This window comes from Citrobacter sp. ANG330, assembly GCF_047467925.1.
Lineage (GTDB): Bacteria > Pseudomonadota > Gammaproteobacteria > Enterobacterales > Enterobacteriaceae > Citrobacter_A > Citrobacter_A amalonaticus_G.
The window spans coordinates 404,041-421,861 of the sequence record NZ_JASJUI010000001.1; the positions used below are offsets into that span (position 1 = coordinate 404,041).

At 54.1% G+C, this 17,821-nt stretch carries 17 protein-coding genes; 5 read left to right on the forward strand and 12 right to left on the reverse strand.

Going from position 1 to position 17,821, the window contains the following annotated elements; translation table 11 throughout:
• Positions 1-49: 49 nt before the first annotated feature.
• From QNN88_RS02045 to yebG, 3 genes are all read right to left on the reverse strand, one after another.
• Positions 50-709, reverse strand: a complete 660-nt coding sequence (locus QNN88_RS02045) for a tellurite resistance TerB family protein (protein WP_414238755.1) — start codon at positions 707-709, stop codon at positions 50-52.
• Positions 710-803: 94 nt separating this feature from the next.
• Positions 804-1,157 (reverse strand): protein YebF, encoded by a 354-nt coding sequence (yebF, locus tag QNN88_RS02050; protein WP_414238756.1) that lies wholly within the window; start codon positions 1,155-1,157, stop codon positions 804-806.
• A gap of 72 nt (positions 1,158-1,229) precedes the next feature.
• Complete coding sequence (gene yebG / locus QNN88_RS02055) at positions 1,230-1,520, reverse strand: DNA damage-inducible protein YebG (RefSeq protein WP_414238757.1); 291 nt, start codon at positions 1,518-1,520, stop codon at positions 1,230-1,232.
• 131 nt (positions 1,521-1,651) lie between these two features.
• Here yebG and purT point away from each other — a divergent pair, with 131 nt between their 5' ends.
• Positions 1,652-2,830 carry a formate-dependent phosphoribosylglycinamide formyltransferase gene (gene purT / locus QNN88_RS02060; RefSeq protein WP_414238758.1) on the forward strand — a complete coding sequence of 393 codons (1,179 nt, stop codon included), beginning with the start codon at positions 1,652-1,654 and terminating at the stop codon, positions 2,828-2,830.
• Between the two features lie 105 nt (positions 2,831-2,935).
• Here the strand turns inward: purT and kdgA are convergent, their stop codons facing one another.
• The 3 genes from kdgA to zwf all read right to left on the reverse strand — a co-directional run bounded on the left by kdgA (position 2,936) and on the right by zwf (position 7,134).
• Positions 2,936-3,577 carry a bifunctional 4-hydroxy-2-oxoglutarate aldolase/2-dehydro-3-deoxy-phosphogluconate aldolase gene (gene kdgA, locus QNN88_RS02065; protein ID WP_414238759.1) on the reverse strand — a complete coding sequence of 214 codons (642 nt, stop codon included), beginning with the start codon at positions 3,575-3,577 and terminating at the stop codon, positions 2,936-2,938.
• Between the two features lie 35 nt (positions 3,578-3,612).
• Complete coding sequence (edd, locus tag QNN88_RS02070; RefSeq protein ID WP_414238760.1) at positions 3,613-5,424, reverse strand: phosphogluconate dehydratase; 1,812 nt, start codon at positions 5,422-5,424, stop codon at positions 3,613-3,615.
• A 234-nt stretch (positions 5,425-5,658) separates the two neighbouring features.
• Positions 5,659-7,134, reverse strand: coding sequence for a glucose-6-phosphate dehydrogenase (gene zwf / locus QNN88_RS02075; protein WP_414238761.1), 1,476 nt, complete (start codon positions 7,132-7,134; stop codon positions 5,659-5,661).
• 330 nt (positions 7,135-7,464) lie between these two features.
• On the opposite strand from zwf, the gene QNN88_RS02080 reads away from it, so the two are divergent.
• Together QNN88_RS02080 and pyk are read left to right on the forward strand one after the other, a co-directional pair.
• A complete protein-coding gene (locus tag QNN88_RS02080) occupies positions 7,465-8,334 on the forward strand; it encodes a MurR/RpiR family transcriptional regulator (RefSeq protein ID WP_414238762.1) in 870 nt (289 codons plus the stop codon).
• A gap of 124 nt (positions 8,335-8,458) precedes the next feature.
• Positions 8,459-9,901 carry a pyruvate kinase gene (pyk, locus tag QNN88_RS02085; protein WP_414238763.1) on the forward strand — a complete coding sequence of 481 codons (1,443 nt, stop codon included), beginning with the start codon at positions 8,459-8,461 and terminating at the stop codon, positions 9,899-9,901.
• 43 nt (positions 9,902-9,944) lie between these two features.
• On the opposite strand, the gene lpxM is transcribed toward pyk, so the two are convergent.
• From lpxM to znuA, 3 genes are all read right to left on the reverse strand, one after another.
• Entirely contained in the window at positions 9,945-10,916 is a 972-nt protein-coding gene (lpxM, locus tag QNN88_RS02090; protein WP_414238764.1) for a lauroyl-Kdo(2)-lipid IV(A) myristoyltransferase, read from the reverse strand.
• 122 nt (positions 10,917-11,038) lie between these two features.
• Positions 11,039-12,361 carry a murein DD-endopeptidase MepM gene (gene mepM / locus QNN88_RS02095; RefSeq protein ID WP_414238765.1) on the reverse strand — a complete coding sequence of 441 codons (1,323 nt, stop codon included), beginning with the start codon at positions 12,359-12,361 and terminating at the stop codon, positions 11,039-11,041.
• Between the two features lie 15 nt (positions 12,362-12,376).
• Complete coding sequence (gene znuA / locus QNN88_RS02100) at positions 12,377-13,321, reverse strand: zinc ABC transporter substrate-binding protein ZnuA (RefSeq protein WP_414238766.1); 945 nt, start codon at positions 13,319-13,321, stop codon at positions 12,377-12,379.
• Between the two features lie 78 nt (positions 13,322-13,399).
• Here znuA and znuC point away from each other — a divergent pair, with 78 nt between their 5' ends.
• Positions 13,400-14,155, forward strand: coding sequence for a zinc ABC transporter ATP-binding protein ZnuC (znuC, locus tag QNN88_RS02105; RefSeq protein WP_414238767.1), 756 nt, complete (start codon positions 13,400-13,402; stop codon positions 14,153-14,155).
• The gene (znuB, locus tag QNN88_RS02110) at positions 14,152-14,937 is read left to right on the forward strand and encodes a zinc ABC transporter permease subunit ZnuB (protein ID WP_414238768.1); all 786 of its coding nucleotides are present in this window, start codon (positions 14,152-14,154) and stop codon (positions 14,935-14,937) included. The genes znuC and znuB overlap by 4 nt, the downstream gene beginning before the upstream one ends.
• A gap of 646 nt (positions 14,938-15,583) precedes the next feature.
• On the opposite strand, the gene ruvB is transcribed toward znuB, so the two are convergent.
• The 3 genes from ruvB to ruvC all read right to left on the reverse strand — a co-directional run bounded on the left by ruvB (position 15,584) and on the right by ruvC (position 17,814).
• The gene (gene ruvB, locus QNN88_RS02115; protein WP_414238769.1) at positions 15,584-16,594 is read right to left on the reverse strand and encodes a Holliday junction branch migration DNA helicase RuvB; all 1,011 of its coding nucleotides are present in this window, start codon (positions 16,592-16,594) and stop codon (positions 15,584-15,586) included.
• 8 nt (positions 16,595-16,602) lie between these two features.
• Positions 16,603-17,214, reverse strand: coding sequence for a Holliday junction branch migration protein RuvA (gene ruvA / locus QNN88_RS02120; RefSeq protein WP_042318413.1), 612 nt, complete (start codon positions 17,212-17,214; stop codon positions 16,603-16,605).
• Between the two features lie 78 nt (positions 17,215-17,292).
• Positions 17,293-17,814, reverse strand: coding sequence for a crossover junction endodeoxyribonuclease RuvC (ruvC, locus tag QNN88_RS02125; RefSeq protein WP_000022509.1), 522 nt, complete (start codon positions 17,812-17,814; stop codon positions 17,293-17,295).
• Between the last annotated feature and the right edge of the window lie 7 nt (positions 17,815-17,821).

Sequence of the window (17,821 nt, forward strand, 5' to 3'; positions counted from 1 at the left end):
GCAAAAGTCACGAATGATGCAAGCGAAACATGCTGCGCGAGGTATTTCGTTAGCCAGGTAATGCCTGTTTTTGCTGTTTCAGATCCTGTTCAATGCCATCACGGACATCCTGGGGGATCTTCAGCGCATCGCCCAGCGCGTTGAGATAACTGCGTTCCATAAAATGGTCGATATCAATCGCCGCACAGCTCAGGAAATACAGCTCCAGCGCTTCTTCCTCGTTGCGGACCCCCTGCGCAAGGCGCTGTGGGTCGAGCGGTTGTTCAATCGCCTGTTCAATGAAAACGCGTCCCTGCTCTTCTACACCGGCTTCACGCAGTTGCTGCTCGATTGCGGCCCGCTCACTGGCATCGATATGTCCGTCGCTTTTCGCCGCAAAGACCAGCGCGAGGATCAGCCGTTCGGTACGCACATCCAGCGGCGTACTCTGTGCGCCGAACTGCGGTTCACCCTGATGCGCCGCACGGATTTTATCTTTATACTTGTTCCACAAGACCGTCCCCGCCACCGCACCGCCGCCGACCAGCAGCGCGCTGGTGCCATATTTGCTGAGCAGTTTGCGTGAGGATTTGTTGGCGACCAGTAATCCCGCCAGACCGCCGAGCGCACCGGGAACCAGCAGTTTACTTAAGCCTTGTTCACCGGAAGCAGATGAAGAGGATCCGTTTTGTCCGAGAAGAGATTGTAATTGATTTAGCCAGTTAGCCATTTTTGCCCCTCAAGTACTGACAATGAATTGTCAAAGCGTACCCGAGGGGGTGTCAGGAAATGTCTGTTACGACAAAAGATGCGCAAATATTACGTCAGGAGGGCTGATACGTTGCGGTACCTGCTTTGCAGTCCACGGTCACCCGATAGTGGATATCCGCACTTTTTCCGCGCACGGTCAGCGGGACCACCCACTTACCCTCCCCACCGGTGATCTCTTTTGGATTAACCCATGCCACCGGGTCGGCCTGCCCCACATGCTTTTGATCGTCGGCCCAACGCGAAATGCGATTCTGCTGATAATCGCGCTTAACGCTCGCTGCAATACCCTCGGTATCCAGACCTTCACAGTTAAGGAACTTAACTGTCTTACTGTCCGTACCTGCCGCCGACACCGATACACTGGTGCATAACAACAGCAAGCAGGCTAACACGCCCGTTCTTTTCATACTTTCCCTTTCTCCATAGCACAGTGATACAGGGAAAAGCATGGTACAAAACGTCAGGAGCGCAAGTCAGCTTCAGGCTGCCTGCGTATCGTCCCCGGAAGAGGCGTCATTCTCAACGGCCTGCGGAGAAGGCAACTTACCGGTTTTGAGGATGGTGCTCAGCACATCTTTTTGTTCCGCCAGCCACAACGACAGGGCTTCACGCTGTTCGTCTTCCAGCGCTAACGGTGACTGTTCAAGCCAGGTATCGAGCAGATCTGCCGTATCCAGCATCTTGTCATACGCATCGGCTTCCTTTTTGCTGGTAAATGACATTTTTTCCTCACCTTCCCGAATGACTACGTATTTAACTTCAACCGCCATGATGCAGCCTCTCAATATTACTGTATTTATGTACAGTATATTCTATTTTACCATTGAAATCAACCTGGCAATAAAGACAGACGCAAACGTTTTCGTATATACTGCGGCCAAATTTGTTGGGGGATATATTCATGACGTTATTAGGCACAGCGCTGCGTCCGGCAGCAACTCGGGTGATGTTATTGGGTTCCGGCGAACTGGGTAAAGAAGTGGCTATAGAGTGCCAGCGTCTCGGTGTCGAAGTGATTGCGGTGGACCGCTATGCCGACGCGCCGGCCATGCATGTCGCGCATCGCTCACACGTCATTAATATGCTGGATGGTGACGCGCTTCGTCGCGTGGTTGAGCAGGAACAACCGCACTATATCGTGCCCGAAATTGAAGCCATCGCTACCGATATGCTGGTAACACTGGAACAGGAAGGATTAAACGTTGTGCCCTGCGCCCGCGCGACAAAGCTGACGATGAACCGTGAAGGTATTCGCCGTCTGGCAGCAGAAGATTTGGCGCTACCCACCTCGACCTTCCGTTTTGCCGATAGCGAAGCCACTTTCCGTGACGCCGTGGCTGAAATTGGTTATCCCTGCATTGTCAAACCGGTGATGAGTTCGTCCGGTAAGGGGCAGAGTTTTATTCGTTCCGAAGCGCAGCTGGCGCAAGCCTGGGACTATGCCCAACAGGGTGGTCGCGCGGGTGCCGGTCGGGTGATCGTTGAAGGCGTGGTAAAGTTTGATTTTGAAATCACCCTGCTCACCGTCAGCGCTGTCGATGGCGTCCATTTCTGTGCTCCGGTGGGTCATCGTCAGGAAGACGGCGATTATCGTGAATCCTGGCAGCCGCAGCAGATGAGCGCGCTGGCGCTGGAACGCGCGCAGGAGATTGCCCGTAAAGTGGTGTTAGCGCTGGGTGGTCACGGTCTGTTTGGCGTAGAGCTGTTTGTTTGCGGGGATGAGGTTATCTTCAGCGAAGTCTCCCCTCGCCCGCATGATACCGGCATGGTTACGCTGATCTCTCAGGATCTGTCCGAATTTGCCCTGCATGTACGCGCTTTTCTCGGACTGCCCGTGGGGGCCATTCGTCAGTATGGTCCGGCCGCTTCTGCGGTGATTTTACCGCGACTGAACAGTCAGGACGTGACGTTTGATAATGTTGAGGCCGCCGTCGGCGCGGGTTTGCAGGTGCGCTTTTTCGGCAAGCCGGAAATCGAGGGAACGCGCCGTCTGGGTGTGGCGCTGGCAACGGCTGACAGCGTTGATGAAGCGATTGAACGCGCGAAGAATGCCGCCGCGCAGGTGAAAGTGACAGGGTAAACAACAGCAGCCGCAGGCCGGTTAAGGCAGTCATGCCACTATCCGGCAAAGCCCGATGGCGGCGCTAGCGCGCCTGATCGGGCCTACGGCTTACACATGGGTAGATTACTGCTTCGCGCCTTCTACCGCTTCGCGCGCCAGTTGGGTGATGCGATCGTAATCACCGGCTTCCAGCGCGTCATTCGGCACCAGCCAGGAACCGCCGATGCACAGCACGCTCTTCAGTGCCAGGTAATCACGGTAGTTAGCCGGAGAGATGCCGCCGGTCGGGCAGAAACGCACCTGAGAGAACGGACCGGCAATGGCCTGCAGCGCTTTGGTGCCGCCATTCGCTTCTGCCGGGAAGAATTTGAATTCTTTCAGACCGTAGTCCATACCCAGCATCAGTTCAGAAACGGTGCTGATGCCCGGAATTAGCGGGATCGTACCTTCGGTTGCCGCTTTCAGCAGCGGCTCGGTCAGACCGGGGCTGATAGCGAATTGCGCACCGGCAGCAGTGACCTCTGCCAGTTGCTGCGCATTAAGCACCGTACCGGCACCCACGATCGCTTCCGGGACTTCTTTGGCGATAGCACGGATAGCATCCATCGCGCAGGCGGTACGTAACGTTACTTCCAGTACGCGCACCCCGCCCGCAACCAGCGCTTTTGCCATCGGCACAGCATGTTCCAGTTTATTCACTACGATCACCGGGACAACCGGGCCGGTGGTCAGGATTGCTTCTGCACTTGTTTTCCAGTTTTTCATCAGAGTTTTTCTCTCGCCTGATTACAAAATATGCCTTAAAAATGAATACAGGTTGCGCCCTGTTCCGCGCCGGATAAATTCTCACGCAGCGCACTAAACATTTCACGCCCCGTTCCGATGCGCGATGCGCTCAGATCCGGGATATGCGGCTGGCGGGCGGCAAGCTCCGCCTCATCCACCAGCAGCGTCAATTCACCTGTCTGTCCGTTCACCCGAATAATGTCGCCATCGCGTACTTTTGCCAGCAGCCCGCCATCATAGGCCTCCGGAGTAACGTGGATAGCTGAAGGCACTTTACCGGACGCACCGGAGAGTCGACCATCAGTAACCAACGCAATTTTGAAACGACGGTCCAATAATACACCAAGTGGCGGCATGAGTTTATGTAATTCTGGCATTCCGTTCGCTTTTGGCCCCTGATGTCGCACAACAACCACGCAGTCACGGTCCAGCAGGCCGGCTTCGAAGGCGGGTAAAACGTCATGCTGACTTTCAAAAACAATGGCTGGCGCTTCAATCACCTGATTCTCGACCGGCACAGCGGACGTTTTCATGACTGCGCGCCCGAGATTACCGCTCAGCACTTTGGTGCCGCCGTGATGGGAGAACGGCTGGTCAAAGGAGGCAATCACACTGTTGTCCAGCGATTGGGTTGCGCCTTCACGCCAGTCGAGTTCGCCATTGTTCAGCCATGGCTCCAGGGTGTAGCGCTTCAGACCGAAGCCAGCCACAGTATTGACATCTTCATGCAGCAGACCCGCCTTCAGCAGTTCACGCATCAGGACCGGAACACCGCCCGCGGCCTGGAAGTGGTTAATATCCGCCGGACCGTTAGGATAGAGACGCGCCATCAGCGGCACGACGTCAGAGAGATCAGAGAAGTCATCCCAGTTGATCTGGATACCCGCCGCGCGGGCCATCGCCACGAGGTGCATAGTGTGGTTCGTGGAACCGCCGGTCGCCAGCAGCGCGACAATCCCATTCACCACCACTTTCTCATCAATCATTTTACCGATCGGCATCCATTCGTTACCGTTACCGGTCAGGCGCGTCACCTGGCGCGCCGCCGCCGCCGTCAGCGCTTCACGCAGCGGCGCATCCGGATGAACAAAAGACGAGCCCGGTAGTTGCATGCCCATGAACTCCACCACCATCTGGTTGGTGTTGGCGGTACCGTAGAACGTGCAGGTGCCAGGCGCATGGTAGGAGGCCGCTTCGGATTCCAGCAGCGCCATGCGATCCACTTTCCCTTCAGCATAGAGTTGACGAATACGGACTTTCTCTTTATTTGCCAGGCCACTCGCCATCGGACCTGACGGCACAAAGACGGAAGGCAAATGACCGAATGACAGTGCTGCCATCGCCAGGCCCGGGACGATTTTGTCGCAGACGCCGAGGAACAACGCGCCGTCAAACATATTATGGGACAACCCTACCGCAGCGGACATTGCGATCACTTCGCGGCTCAGCAGCGAAAGCTCCATACCATCCTGCCCCTGAGTCACGCCGTCGCACATTGCCGGAACGCCGCCCGCAACCTGCCCGACCGCATTGGCTTGATGCAGCGCTTTGCGAATGATGTCCGGATAATGTTCGTAAGGCTGGTGGGCGGAGAGCATATCGTTGTAGGAGGTGATGATCGCGATATTGTTACGCAACATGCTTTTTAGTGAGGCTTTATCCTCTGGCTGGCAGGCCGCGAATCCGTGCGCCAGATTACCGCATGCCAGTTGTGAGCGATGAACGGTCGAGGATTTAGCCTGTTCTATACGAGCGAGGTAGGCGGAACGGGTCTCGCGGGAACGTTCAACAATACGTTGTGTTACGCGTAACAAATTCGGATTCATAGAGGCTCCTGAAATTTATCTGTCAGAGCTGTGGGTTTGGCAAGTTAATTTACTATGGGTATAAACACAGAAAACGCTTGTTCACCGGAGCTCAGGGGCAAAATCGTTTCAGGCAGTGTAATAAAAAAAACCTCGCGGGTGAATCCACGCGAGGCTTAAAAGTGCAAAAATTGTTCAACAATCTGTGTTAGATCATGTTACCGGTAAAATAACACAGAAGTGGTAGCCGATTTTTTACTCAAATTCATTCCATGAACGACCATCACGGGTAATCATTGCCACAGAGGCGACCGGTCCCCAGGTGCCTGCCTGATACGGCTTCGGCGCATCGTTGTCCATCGCCCACGCTTCGGTAATGGAGTCGACCCACTTCCACGCCTCTTCCACTTCATCACGACGCACAAACAGCGCCTGGATGCCACGCATGGTTTCCAACAACAGACGCTCGTAAGCATCCGCCAGATGCGTCTGGTTGAAGGTCTCGGAGTAGCTCAGATCCAGCTTGGTGATTTGCAGGTTATGCTTGTGGTCAAGACCCGGAACTTTGTTCAGAACCTGGATATCCACACCTTCATCCGGCTGCAGACGGATGGTCAGTTTGTTCTGCGGCAGATCCTGCCAGGACTCTTTAAACAGGTTCAGCTCAGGCGTTTTGAAGTAAACCACAACCTCAGAGCATTTTGTTGGCAGACGCTTACCGGTACGCAGGTAGAACGGCACACCCGCCCAGCGCCAGTTATCAATGTCCACGCGGATCGCCACAAACGTTTCGGTGTTACTGCTCTTGTTCGCGCCCTCTTCTTCAAGATAGCCCGGCACTTTTTTGCCCTGCGCGAAGCCGGTGGTGTACTGACCACGAACGGTTTTTTCACGGACATTCGAGCGGTCGATGCGACGCAGCGACTTCAGCACCTTCACTTTTTCATCACGAATGGCATCGGCACTCAGATCGGACGGCGGCGACATCGCAATCATGCACAGAATTTGCAGCAGGTGGTTCTGGATCATGTCACGCATCTGGCCGGCCTGGTCGAAATAGCCCCAGCGACCTTCAATGCCCACCTCTTCCGCCACGGTGATTTCCACATGATCGATCGTGCGGTTATCCCAGTTATTCACAAACAGAGAGTTGGCAAAACGCAGCGCCAGCAGGTTGAGAACCGTCTCTTTCCCCAGATAGTGGTCAATACGGTAAACCTGGCACTCCTCAAAATACTCACCGACCTGATCGTTGATTTCACGGGACGTCGCCAGTGAGGTACCCAACGGTTTTTCCATCACCACGCGCGCCGGTTTGGCATTCAGTTTCGCTTCGCCCAGTCCCTTACAGATGGCGCCAAAGGTGCTTGGCGGCATGGCGAAATAGTTGATCGTGGTGCGATTTTTCTGGTCAAGCATCTCCCCCAGACGGGTAAATGCCGCGGTGTCGTTCACATCCAGATTGCAGAAATCCAGGCGAGCGCTCAGGGTGTCCCACAGCGCTTCATCAATTTTCTCTTTCATGAAGGTTTCGAGCGCTTCGCGCACCACCTTCGTATAGGCTTCTTTGTCCCAGTCGGCACGGCCTACCCCGATAATACGGGTATCCGGGTTAAGCTGACCGGCTTTTTCCAGTTGATACAGGGAAGGCAGCAATTTACGACGCGCAAGGTCGCCTTTCGCGCCGAAAATGACCAGGTCACAGGCCTGGGCTGTTTGCGTTACCGCCATGTCATTCTCCTTAGTTAGCTATCCTGGTACTTTGCCAGGCATTACTTGTAATTTTATTACAGTGCACTGTACTGCTTTTACGAGATTCCGGAAACCGTAAACGCTTAACCCCCCGTGCGATTGGCGCTTAACGGCGCAAAATGGTCAAAATCGTCGTCTGTTTGCGATGCTTGAGGTTGAGTCAAAACACGATGTTGATCATGTTATGAAAAAAAACAACAACTCTTCTGACCATTTTGCCCCCTTCTCAGACGAGCAGGGGTACTATCTACCAAAATTGCCTCTCGATTTCTTGTATCGCTGAAATCGTCATATCCTTGAGTCTACATCATGAATATGCTGGAAAAGATCCAGTCTCAACTGGAACATTTGAGCAAATCTGAACGCAAAGTCGCCGATGTCATCATTGCCTCGCCTGAACGGACCATCCATTGCAGTATTGCCACGCTTGCGCAGGAAGCCAACGTCAGCGAACCGACGGTGAATCGCTTTTGTCGTAGCATGGAAACCCGCGGTTTCCCTGATTTTAAACTGCATCTGGCACAAAGTCTGGCAAATGGTACTCCTTATGTTAATCGTAATGTGGATGAAGATGACAGCGTCGAATCCTATACGGGGAAGATTTTCGAATCGGCGATGGCCAGTCTTGACCACGTTCGCCAGTCGCTGGACAAATCGGCAATCAATCGCGCGGTAGATTTGCTGACGCAGGCAAAGAAAATCGCGTTCTTTGGGCTGGGCTCCTCCGCCGCGGTCGCGCACGACGCCATGAACAAATTTTTCCGTTTCAACGTTCCGGTGATTTACTCAGACGACGTTGTTTTGCAACGGATGAGCTGTATGAATTGTAGCGATGATGACGTGGTGGTACTGATTTCACATACCGGCCGCACCAAAAGTCTGGTCGAGCTGGCGCAGCTCGCACGTGAAAACGATGCCATGGTGATTGCACTCACCTCTGCCGGAACGCCGCTGGCGCGTGAAGCAACGCTGGCAATTACGCTCGATGTGCCGGAAGATACTGACATTTATATGCCCATGGTCTCTCGACTTGCGCAATTGACCGTGATAGATGTGCTGGCAACGGGATTTACTTTGCGCCGTGGGGCAAAATTCAGAGATAACTTGAAGCGTGTCAAAGAAGCGCTCAAGGAATCGCGTTTTGATAAAGAACTGCTCATCAAGAGTAATGACCGCTAACAGCAATAATAAGTTCGACTTAACTTCGTCATCCGGTTTTGTTCGCTATGCTATGAAAAGGTTTTCAGAACTGCCGGATCATTTTTCACGCAACACCTAGTTGTTTCAGTCAACGGAGTATTACATGTCCAGAAGGCTTCGCAGAACCAAAATCGTTACGACATTAGGCCCGGCTACCGACCGCGATAACAATCTTGAGAAGATTATCGCCGCTGGCGCTAACGTCGTGCGAATGAATTTCTCTCACGGTTCGCCAGAAGATCACAAAATGCGTGCGGATAAAGTTCGTGAGATTGCTGCCAGACTGGGACGCCACGTGGCTATTCTGGGAGACCTCCAGGGGCCAAAAATTCGCGTCTCTACCTTTAAAGAAGGCAAAGTATTCCTCAATATCGGCGACAAATTTCTCCTCGATGCCAACCTGGGTAAAGGTGAAGGCGACAAAGAAAAAGTCGGTATTGACTACAAAGGTCTCCCGGCGGATGTCGTACCTGGCGATATCCTGCTGCTCGACGATGGACGCGTACAGCTAAAAGTGCTGGAAGTTCAGGGCATGAAAGTGTTCACGGAAGTGACCGTGGGCGGCCCGCTTTCCAACAACAAAGGCATCAACAAACTGGGCGGCGGACTCTCCGCTGAGGCCCTGACCGAAAAAGATAAAGCCGATATCGTAACCGCCGCCCAGATTGGCGTTGACTATCTGGCCGTCTCCTTCCCGCGCTGCGGAGAAGATCTGAACTACGCTCGCCGTCTGGCACGCGATGCAGGCTGCGACGCCAAAATTGTGGCAAAAGTTGAGCGTGCCGAAGCGGTCTGCGATCAGAATGCGATGGATGACATTATTCTGGCTTCTGACGTGGTGATGGTCGCACGTGGCGACCTCGGGGTTGAGATTGGCGACCCGGAACTGGTCGGCATCCAGAAGACCTTGATTCGTCGTGCACGTAAGTTGAACCGTGCAGTGATTACCGCGACCCAAATGATGGAGTCGATGATCACCAACCCAATGCCAACTCGCGCCGAAGTAATGGACGTCGCGAACGCCGTGCTGGATGGGACCGACGCGGTGATGCTGTCAGCTGAAACAGCCGCAGGCCAGTACCCGGCGGAGACCGTTGCGGCAATGGCTCGCGTCTGCCTGGGCGCAGAAAAAATCCCGAGCATCAATGTTTCTAAACACCGTCTGGACGTGCAGTTCGACAATGTTGAAGAAGCGATTGCGATGTCCGCCATGTATGCGGCAAACCACCTGAAAGGGGTCACCGCCATTATTACCATGACGGAGTCTGGTCGTACCGCGCTGATGACCTCTCGTATCAGTTCCGGTCTGCCGATTTTCGCCATGTCCCGTCATGAACGTACGCTGAACCTGACGTCGCTGTACCGTGGCGTCACGCCAGTGCATTTCGACAGCGCAGCAGAAGGCGTTGTCGCGGCAAGCGAAGCGGTGAACCTGCTGCGTGATAAAGGCTACCTGGTCTCCGGCGACCTGGTTATCGTGACCCAGGGCGATGTGATGAGCACCATCGGTTCGACCAATACCACGCGTATTTTGACCGTCGAGTAATCCTCTGCTGATGTTAAAGGGCCTCTCATGTGAGAGGCCTTTTTTATTTGATGGGATAAAGATCTTTGCGCTTATACGGTTGGATTTCCCCCGGTTTGCGGGTCTTTAACAGTTTCAGGATCCAGGTATATTGCTCGGGATGCGGGCCAACAAAAATTTCTACCTCTTCATTCATTCGGCGAGCAATGGTGTTGTCGTCTGCGGTCAGTAGATCGTCCATTGGCGGGCGCACCTGAATGGTCAGACGGTGGGTTTCACCGTTGTATACCGGAAACAGCGGGATCACACGCGCCCTGCACACTTTCATCAGCCGACCAATGGCTGGCAGCGTTGCCTTATAGGTGGCAAAGAAATCAACAAACTCACTGTGCTCAGGACCATGATCCTGATCGGGCAGATAATATCCCCAGTAACCCTGACGAACGGACTGAATGAACGGCTTGATGCCGTCATTACGCGCATGCAGGCGACCACCAAAGCGACGACGAACCGTGTTCCAGACATAATCAAACACCGGGTTTCCCTGATTATGGAACATTGCCGCCATCTTCTGGCCCTGAGACGCCATTAACATCGCCGGAATATCGACGCCCCAGCCGTGCGGCACCAGAAAGATCACCTTCTCATCGTTACGGCGCATCTCCTCAATGATCTCAAGACCTTCCCAGTCAACGCGCGACTGAATTTTCTCCGGGCCGCGAATCGCCAGTTCCGCCATCATGGCCATCGCCTGCGGCGCGGTCGAAAACATTTCATCGACGATCGCTTCACGTTCGGCTTCGCTACGTTCAGGAAAACATAAAGATAAGTTAATCAGCGCCCGGCGACGCGAGCTTTTACCCAACTTTCCGGCAAAACGGCCCAGTTTCGCCAGCAGTGGATCACGAAAGGATGCAGGCGTTAAGGCAATACCCGCCATCGCCGCGACGCCCAGCCATGCGCCCCAGTAGCGCGGATGGCGAAAGGATTTCTCAAACTCAGGGATGTACTCAATGTTATTTTTTTTTGTTTCCATGCTTATCCAGTGCCTGATGACGCGAAAAGTAAATCTGATGATAGTGTAGCGGCGCACCCTGCCGCGCACAAAATAAAAAAGCCGGCACGCGCGCTGCGTACCGGCTTTATCGTCATGAATGATTAATCGAAGCGTAACTGCGGCAGAACCTCTTTGACCTGCGCCAGGTAATCGGTACGATCTTTACCGGTCAGGCCTTCAGTACGCGGCAGTTTCGCTGTCAATGGGTTAACCGCCTGCTGGTTGATCCACACTTCATAGTGCAGATGTGGGCCGGTAGAACGTCCGGTGTTACCGGAGAGCGCAATGCGATCGCCACGTTTGACCTTCTGCCCTGGTTTCACCAGCAACTTACGCAGGTGCATATAGCGTGTGGTATAGGTACGGCCGTGGCGAACCGCCACGTAATACCCGGCGGCCCCACTGCGCTTCGCCACAACCACTTCACCATCACCCACTGACAGCACCGGCGTGCCCTGCGGCATCGCAAAGTCCACTCCTCGATGCGGTGCAACACGACCGGTGACAGGGTTGGTTCGACGCGGATTAAAGTTAGATGAAATTCGGAACTGTTTCGCCGTCGGGAAACGCAGGAAACCTTTCGCCAGTCCGGTACCGTTACGGTCGTAGAACTTACCGTCTTCGGCGCGGATAGCGTAGTAATCTTTCCCTTCAGAACGCAGACGCACGCCCAACAGCTGGCTCTGCTCGCGCTTGCCGTCCAGCATTTCGCGGGACATCAACACAGAGAACTCATCGCCTTTTTTCAGCTTACGGAAGTCCATCTGCCACTGCATCGCTTTGATCACCGTGCTGATTTCCGCGCTGGTCAGTCCGGCCTCTTTCGCACTGGCCACGAAACTGTTGCCGACGGTGCCTTTCATCAGGCTATTGACCCAGTCGCCCTGCTGCGTTTCCGCACTCATCTTAAAGGCGTTTGTTGCCGTACGGTCATAGGTACGGGTTTCACGTCGCGACATTTCCCACGTCAGACGCTGCAAATCACCGTCCGCAGTCAACGTCCAGGAGAGCTGTTGACCAATTTTCAGATTACGCAATTCTTTGTCGGACGCGGCAAGCTGAGCGATATCACCCATATCAATGCCGTACTGATTCAGGATGCTGCTGAGAGTATCGCCCGTTGAAACAACATATTCATGAACGCCCGCTTCCCCTGAGGTTTTGTCGTCCAGCTCATCCTGAGGAATGGCTTCATCTTCCTGTGCCGCCTGATCGATAGGTTCGCTGGCCTCCGGAAGCAGTGAACGGATTTCGCTCTTCTCCAGTTCGATCGTTTTAACAATGGGGGTAGATTCCGGGTGGTAAACGTAAGGCCGCCATACAGCGACGGCCAGTGTCAGAACAGTCAGCGACCCCAGCATAACGCGATGGGGTCTGGGCAGATTATTAAATGCCAGGGCGACAGAGCGGGCTATCTGTTGCACGTATTCACGTCCTCATTAATCTCCTTTCAGGCAGCTCGCATACTGGTTCGCTAGTTGGTTCAGGAATGCTGAATAGCTCGTTTTACCCAGTTTGATGTTTGTCCCGAGGGGATCCAACGTTCCCATTCGAACGGATGTCCCTCTCGCAACGGCTTCAACGACCGCTGGCCTGAACTGTGGCTCAGCAAAAACGCAGGTTGCTTTTTGCTCAACCAACTGTGTTCTTATTTCATGTAAACGCTGCGCACCAGGTTGTATCTCAGGGTTGACGGTGAAGTGACCCAGCGGAGTGAGTCCGTAATGTTTTTCGTAATAGCCGTAAGCGTCATGAAAAACGAAATAACCTTTACCCTTGAGCGGTGCGAGCTCGTTACCAACCTGCTTATCGGTTGCGGCTAATTGTGCCTCAAAATCCTTCAGGTTGGCGTCAAGTTTGGCTCGACTTTGCGGCATAAGTTCCACTAATTTTTCATGAATTGCAACCGCTGAGGCCCGCGCTATCTCTGGGGAAAGCCAAAGATGCATGTTGTAATCACCATGATGGTGATGCGCGTCACCTTTTTCAGCGTGCCCATGATTGTGGTCGTGATCATCATCATCATCATCTGCCCCTTTCATGAGCAGCGGTTTCACATCTTTGAGTTGCGCAATCGTTACCTGTTTCGTCTCGGGAATATTACTGAGGGACTTTTCCATAAACGCTTCCATTTCCGGACCAATCCAGACAACTAAGTCCGCGCCCTGTAAGCGTTTTACGTCCGATGGACGTAATGAATAGTCATGCTCGGATGCCCCATCCGGCAGGAGAACTTGTGTATCCGTGACGCCATCAGCAATTGCAGAAGCAATAAACCCTACTGGCTTAAGAGATGCCACGATAGCGGCATTTGCCGCCTGTGTTGCACTGCCCCAAAGAGCGGCGGATAATGCAGCGAAAAGAAGCGTATTTTTATGTAACATAATGCGACCAATCATCGTAATGAATATGAGAAATGTGATATTATAACATTCCATGGCATCTGCAAGACTAAAATTAACATGACAAGTTTGGTTTCACTGGAAAATGTCTCGGTCTCCTTCGGTCAGCGCCGCGTCCTTTCTGACGTTTCGCTCGAACTGAGACCCGGAAAAATTTTAACGCTACTCGGCCCAAACGGTGCCGGGAAGTCAACACTGGTTCGGGTAGTTCTCGGGCTGGTAGCCCCCGATGAGGGGGTGATCAAGCGTAACGGCAAACTGCGAATTGGCTACGTTCCGCAGAAATTGTATCTCGATACCACCCTGCCGCTTACCGTCAGCCGTTTTTTACGTTTGCGCCCCGCGACGAAGAAAGATGACATCCTGCCCGCCCTCAAGCGCGTGCAAGCCGGGCATCTGATTGACGCGCCTATGCAAAAGCTTTCCGGTGGCGAGTCCCAGCGCGTCCTGTTAGCGCGCGCGCTTCTCAATCAGCCACAATTGCTGGTGCTGGACGAACCTACCCAGGGTGTCGATGTTAACGGCCAGGTCGCATTGTATGACCTTATCGATCAGCTACGTCGCGAGCTGGATTGCGCCGTGCTGATGGTCTCCCATGACCTGCATCTGGTGATGGCAAAAACCGACGAAGTGCTGTGTCTGAACCACCACATTTGCTGTTCCGGAACCCCTGAAATCGTTTCCATGCACCCGGAGTTTATCTCGATGTTCGGCCCCCGCGGCGCGGAGCAACTGGGAATTTATCGTCATCATCATAATCATCGCCACGACCTGCAGGGTCGTATCGTGCTGCGCCGGGGAAATGGTCACTCATGATTGAATTATTGCTGCCTGGCTGGTTAGCCGGGATCATGCTGGCCTGTGCGGCGGGCCCGCTGGGTTCGTTTGTCGTCTGGCGTCGAATGTCTTATTTTGGCGATACGCTGGCGCATGCGTCACTGCTTGGCGTCGCCTTTGGCCTGTTACTGGATGTGAACCCTTTCTATGCAGTCATTGCGGTGACGCTGATGCTGGCAGCAGGCCTGGTATGGCTGGAGAAGCGCCCTCACCTCGCCATCGACACGTTGCTGGGCATTATGGCACACAGCGCGCTGTCGCTGGGCCTGGTCGTGGTCAGCCTGATGTCAAATATTCGCGTGGATCTAATGGCTTATCTGTTTGGCGATCTGCTGGCGGTTACGCCGGAAGATCTGATTTCTATCGCGACAGGCGTGGTGATCGTGCTGGCAATCCTCGGCTGGCAATGGCGCAATCTGCTGTCAATGACCATCAGCCCCGATTTGGCGTTTGTTGACGGCGTGAAGTTGCAGCGCGTGAAGCTTTTACTGATGCTGGTAACAGCGTTAACCATTGGTGTGGCGATGAAATTTGTCGGGGCGCTGATCATTACCTCATTGCTGATTATCCCGGCAGCCACAGCGCGTCGTTTTGCCCGTACGCCGGAGCAGATGGCGGGCGTTGCGGTAGGGGTTGGGATGATAGCGGTTACAGGCGGACTGACCTTCTCTGCCTTCTATGATACCCCGGCGGGGCCGTCAGTGGTACTGTGCGCGGCAGTGCTGTTTATTTTTAGCATGATGAAGAAGCAGACCCAGTAAGGATGCCGGATGACGCTACGCTTATCCGGCCTACAGTTCGCACGTCTTCGTGGTTTTTGTAGGTCGGATAAGATGCGCCAGCATCGTCATCCGACACACAGCAGTTCGCATGTTTTCGCGGTTTTTGTAGGTCGGATAAGATGCACCAGCATCGTCATCCTACACACAGCAGTTCGCACGTTTTCGTGGTTTTTATAGGTCGGATAAGATGCACCAGCATCGTCATCCTACACACAGCAGTTCGCACGTTTTCGTGGTTTTTGTAGGTCGGATAAGATGCACCAGCATCGTCATCCTACACACAGCAGTTCGCACGTTTTCGTGGTTTTTGTAGGTCGGATAAGATGCGCCAGCATCATCATCCGACACACAGCAGTTCGCATGTTTTCGTGGTTTTTGTAGGCCGGATAAGATGCGCCAGCATCGCCATCCGACACACAGCAGTTCACATGTTTTCGTGGTTTTTGTAGGTCGGATAAGATGCGCCAGCATCGCCATCCGACACACAGCAGTTCGCGCGTTTTCGTGGTTTTTGTAGGTCGGATAAGATGCGCCAGCATCATCATCCGACACACAGCAGTTCGCACATTTTCGTGGTTTTTGTAGGTCGGATAAGATGCGCCAGCATCGCCATCCGACACCCCGCTCAGGGCATTTCCGGCGGCGTAATGCCAAAGTGGTTCCAGGCGCGTACTGTCGCCATTCTTCCTCGCGGCGTGCGCTGCAAAAAGCCTTGCTGAATCAGATACGGTTCCAGTACGTCCTCAATCGTTTCACGCTCTTCGCCGATGGCTGCCGCCAGGTTATCCAGCCCGACCGGCCCGCCAAAGAATTTGTCGATAACCGCCAGCAACAGCTTGCGGTCCATGTAATCAAACCCTTCAGCATCAACGTTCAACATATCCAGCGCCTGAGCGGCTATATCGGCGGAAATGGTGCCATCATGTTTCACTTCGGCAAAATCCCGCACGCGCCTGAGCAGACGGTTAGCGATACGTGGCGTACCCCGCGCGCGACGCGCGACTTCCAGCGCTCCTTCATCGCTCATTTCCAGCCCCATAAAGCGCGCACTGCGCCCAACGATGTACTGCAGATCCGGCACCTGATAAAACTCCAGACGCTGCACAATGCCGAAGCGATCGCGAAGCGGTGAGGTCAGTGACCCCGCGCGAGTCGTTGCGCCAATCAACGTAAACGGCGGCAGATCGATTTTAATCGATCGCGCCGCCGGCCCTTCACCAATCATAATATCCAGTTGATAATCTTCCATCGCCGGATAGAGTACCTCTTCCACTACCGGCGACAGTCGATGGATCTCATCGATAAACAGCACATCGTGCGGCTCAAGGTTGGTCAGCATCGCGGCCAGATCGCCCGCTTTTTCCAGCACCGGACCAGACGTCGTGCGCAGATTGACGCCCATTTCATTGGCAACGATGTTGGCAAGCGTGGTTTTCCCCAGTCCGGGAGGACCAAAAATCAGCAGGTGATCGAGCGCATCGCCACGCAGTTTTGCCGCCTGGATGAATATCTCCATTTGCGAGCGCACCTGCGGTTGACCGATGTACTCTTCGAGTAATTTCGGGCGAATGGCGCGATCGGCGACCTCTTCTGTGAGAGTAGCACCTGCCGAAATCAGGCGATCTGCTTCTATCATCCTTTACCTCATAACGCGGCGCGCAGGGCTTCGCGGATCAGTGTTTCACTGCTGGCATCCGGGCGAGCGATTTTACTCACCATACGGCTGGCTTCCTGTGGTTTATAGCCCAGCGCTACCAGCGCCGCAACCGCTTCCTGTTCGGCATCGTCCGTGGCCGGGCTTGCTGGCGAAGTCAGGACCAGATCGGCGGCTGGGGTAAAGAGATCGCCATGCAGACCTTTAAAGCGGTCTTTCATTTCGACAATCAGTCGCTCAGCGGTTTTTTTGCCGATGCCCGGCAGTTTCACCAGCGCGGCCGGGTCTTCTCGCTCAACGGCGTTAACAAACTGCTGCGCGGACATCCCGGAGAGGATCGCCAGCGCCAGTTTTGGCCCCACGCCATTGGTTTTAATCAACTCTTTAAACAGCGTGCGCTCTTGTTTATTGTTAAAGCCGTAAAGCAACTGCGCGTCTTCACGCACCACGAAATGGGTGAAGACAACGGCTTCTTTTCCGGATTCCGGGAGCTCATAAAAACAGGTCATGGGCATATGTACTTCATAGCCGACGCCGCCTACTTCGAGTAACACCAGCGGGGGTTGTTTTTCCAGAATGATGCCTCTGAGTCTGCCAATCACGTTACGCTCCTGCGTTGGGGCCGAAAATAAAGCTGTATCATAAAAAAAGGCTGGATAGATATCCAGCCTCATTTGTCATTATCGCAAGCGACCTCGCGCAAGATTGAGACGCGACTCGCTCATTTGCATCGCGTTCTGGCTGACGTGGCAGTGGGTAATGGCGATGGCCAACGCATCTGCCGCATCCGCCTGCGGATTGGCCGGCAGTTTCAGCAAGGTTCGCACCATGTGCTGCACCTGACTTTTCTCTGCACTACCAATGCCAACCACCGTCTGCTTCACCTGTCGTGCCGCGTACTCAAATACAGGGAGTTCCTGGTTGACCGCCGCCACAATCGCCACCCCGCGCGCCTGCCCCAGTTTGAGCGCAGAATCGGCGTTCTTCGCCATAAATACCTGCTCGATGGCAAAGTAGTCGGGCTGAAACTGGGTGATAATTTCCGTCACGCCGGCATAAATCAGCTTAAGGCGCGACGGAAGATCGTCAACTTTGGTACGAATGCAGCCGCTGCCAAGATACGTCAGTTGTCTGCCGACCTGACGTATCACGCCGTAACCGGTGATGCGAGAGCCCGGATCAATACCGAGAATGATGGACATCACGCGC

What these genes read in the sequence shown, in the direction of transcription:
- QNN88_RS02045 (WP_414238755.1), bottom strand. Translation starts at nt 709, where the DNA reads ATGGCTAACTGGCTAAATCAATTACAATCTCTTCTCGGACAAAACGGA.
- yebF (WP_414238756.1), bottom strand. Translation starts at nt 1,157, where the DNA reads ATGAAAAGAACGGGCGTGTTAGCCTGCTTGCTGTTGTTATGCACCAGT.
- yebG (WP_414238757.1), bottom strand. Translation starts at nt 1,520, where the DNA reads ATGGCGGTTGAAGTTAAATACGTAGTCATTCGGGAAGGTGAGGAAAAA.
- purT (WP_414238758.1), top strand. Translation starts at nt 1,652, where the DNA reads ATGACGTTATTAGGCACAGCGCTGCGTCCGGCAGCAACTCGGGTGATG.
- kdgA (WP_414238759.1), bottom strand. Translation starts at nt 3,577, where the DNA reads ATGAAAAACTGGAAAACAAGTGCAGAAGCAATCCTGACCACCGGCCCG.
- edd (WP_414238760.1), bottom strand. Translation starts at nt 5,424, where the DNA reads ATGAATCCGAATTTGTTACGCGTAACACAACGTATTGTTGAACGTTCC.
- zwf (WP_414238761.1), bottom strand. Translation starts at nt 7,134, where the DNA reads ATGGCGGTAACGCAAACAGCCCAGGCCTGTGACCTGGTCATTTTCGGC.
- QNN88_RS02080 (WP_414238762.1), top strand. Translation starts at nt 7,465, where the DNA reads ATGAATATGCTGGAAAAGATCCAGTCTCAACTGGAACATTTGAGCAAA.
- pyk (WP_414238763.1), top strand. Translation starts at nt 8,459, where the DNA reads ATGTCCAGAAGGCTTCGCAGAACCAAAATCGTTACGACATTAGGCCCG.
- lpxM (WP_414238764.1), bottom strand. Translation starts at nt 10,916, where the DNA reads ATGGAAACAAAAAAAAATAACATTGAGTACATCCCTGAGTTTGAGAAA.
- znuA (WP_414238766.1), bottom strand. Translation starts at nt 13,321, where the DNA reads ATGTTACATAAAAATACGCTTCTTTTCGCTGCATTATCCGCCGCTCTT.
- znuC (WP_414238767.1), top strand. Translation starts at nt 13,400, where the DNA reads ATGACAAGTTTGGTTTCACTGGAAAATGTCTCGGTCTCCTTCGGTCAG.
- znuB (WP_414238768.1), top strand. Translation starts at nt 14,152, where the DNA reads ATGATTGAATTATTGCTGCCTGGCTGGTTAGCCGGGATCATGCTGGCC.
- ruvB (WP_414238769.1), bottom strand. Translation starts at nt 16,594, where the DNA reads ATGATAGAAGCAGATCGCCTGATTTCGGCAGGTGCTACTCTCACAGAA.
- ruvC (WP_000022509.1), bottom strand. Translation starts at nt 17,814, where the DNA reads ATGTCCATCATTCTCGGTATTGATCCGGGCTCTCGCATCACCGGTTAC.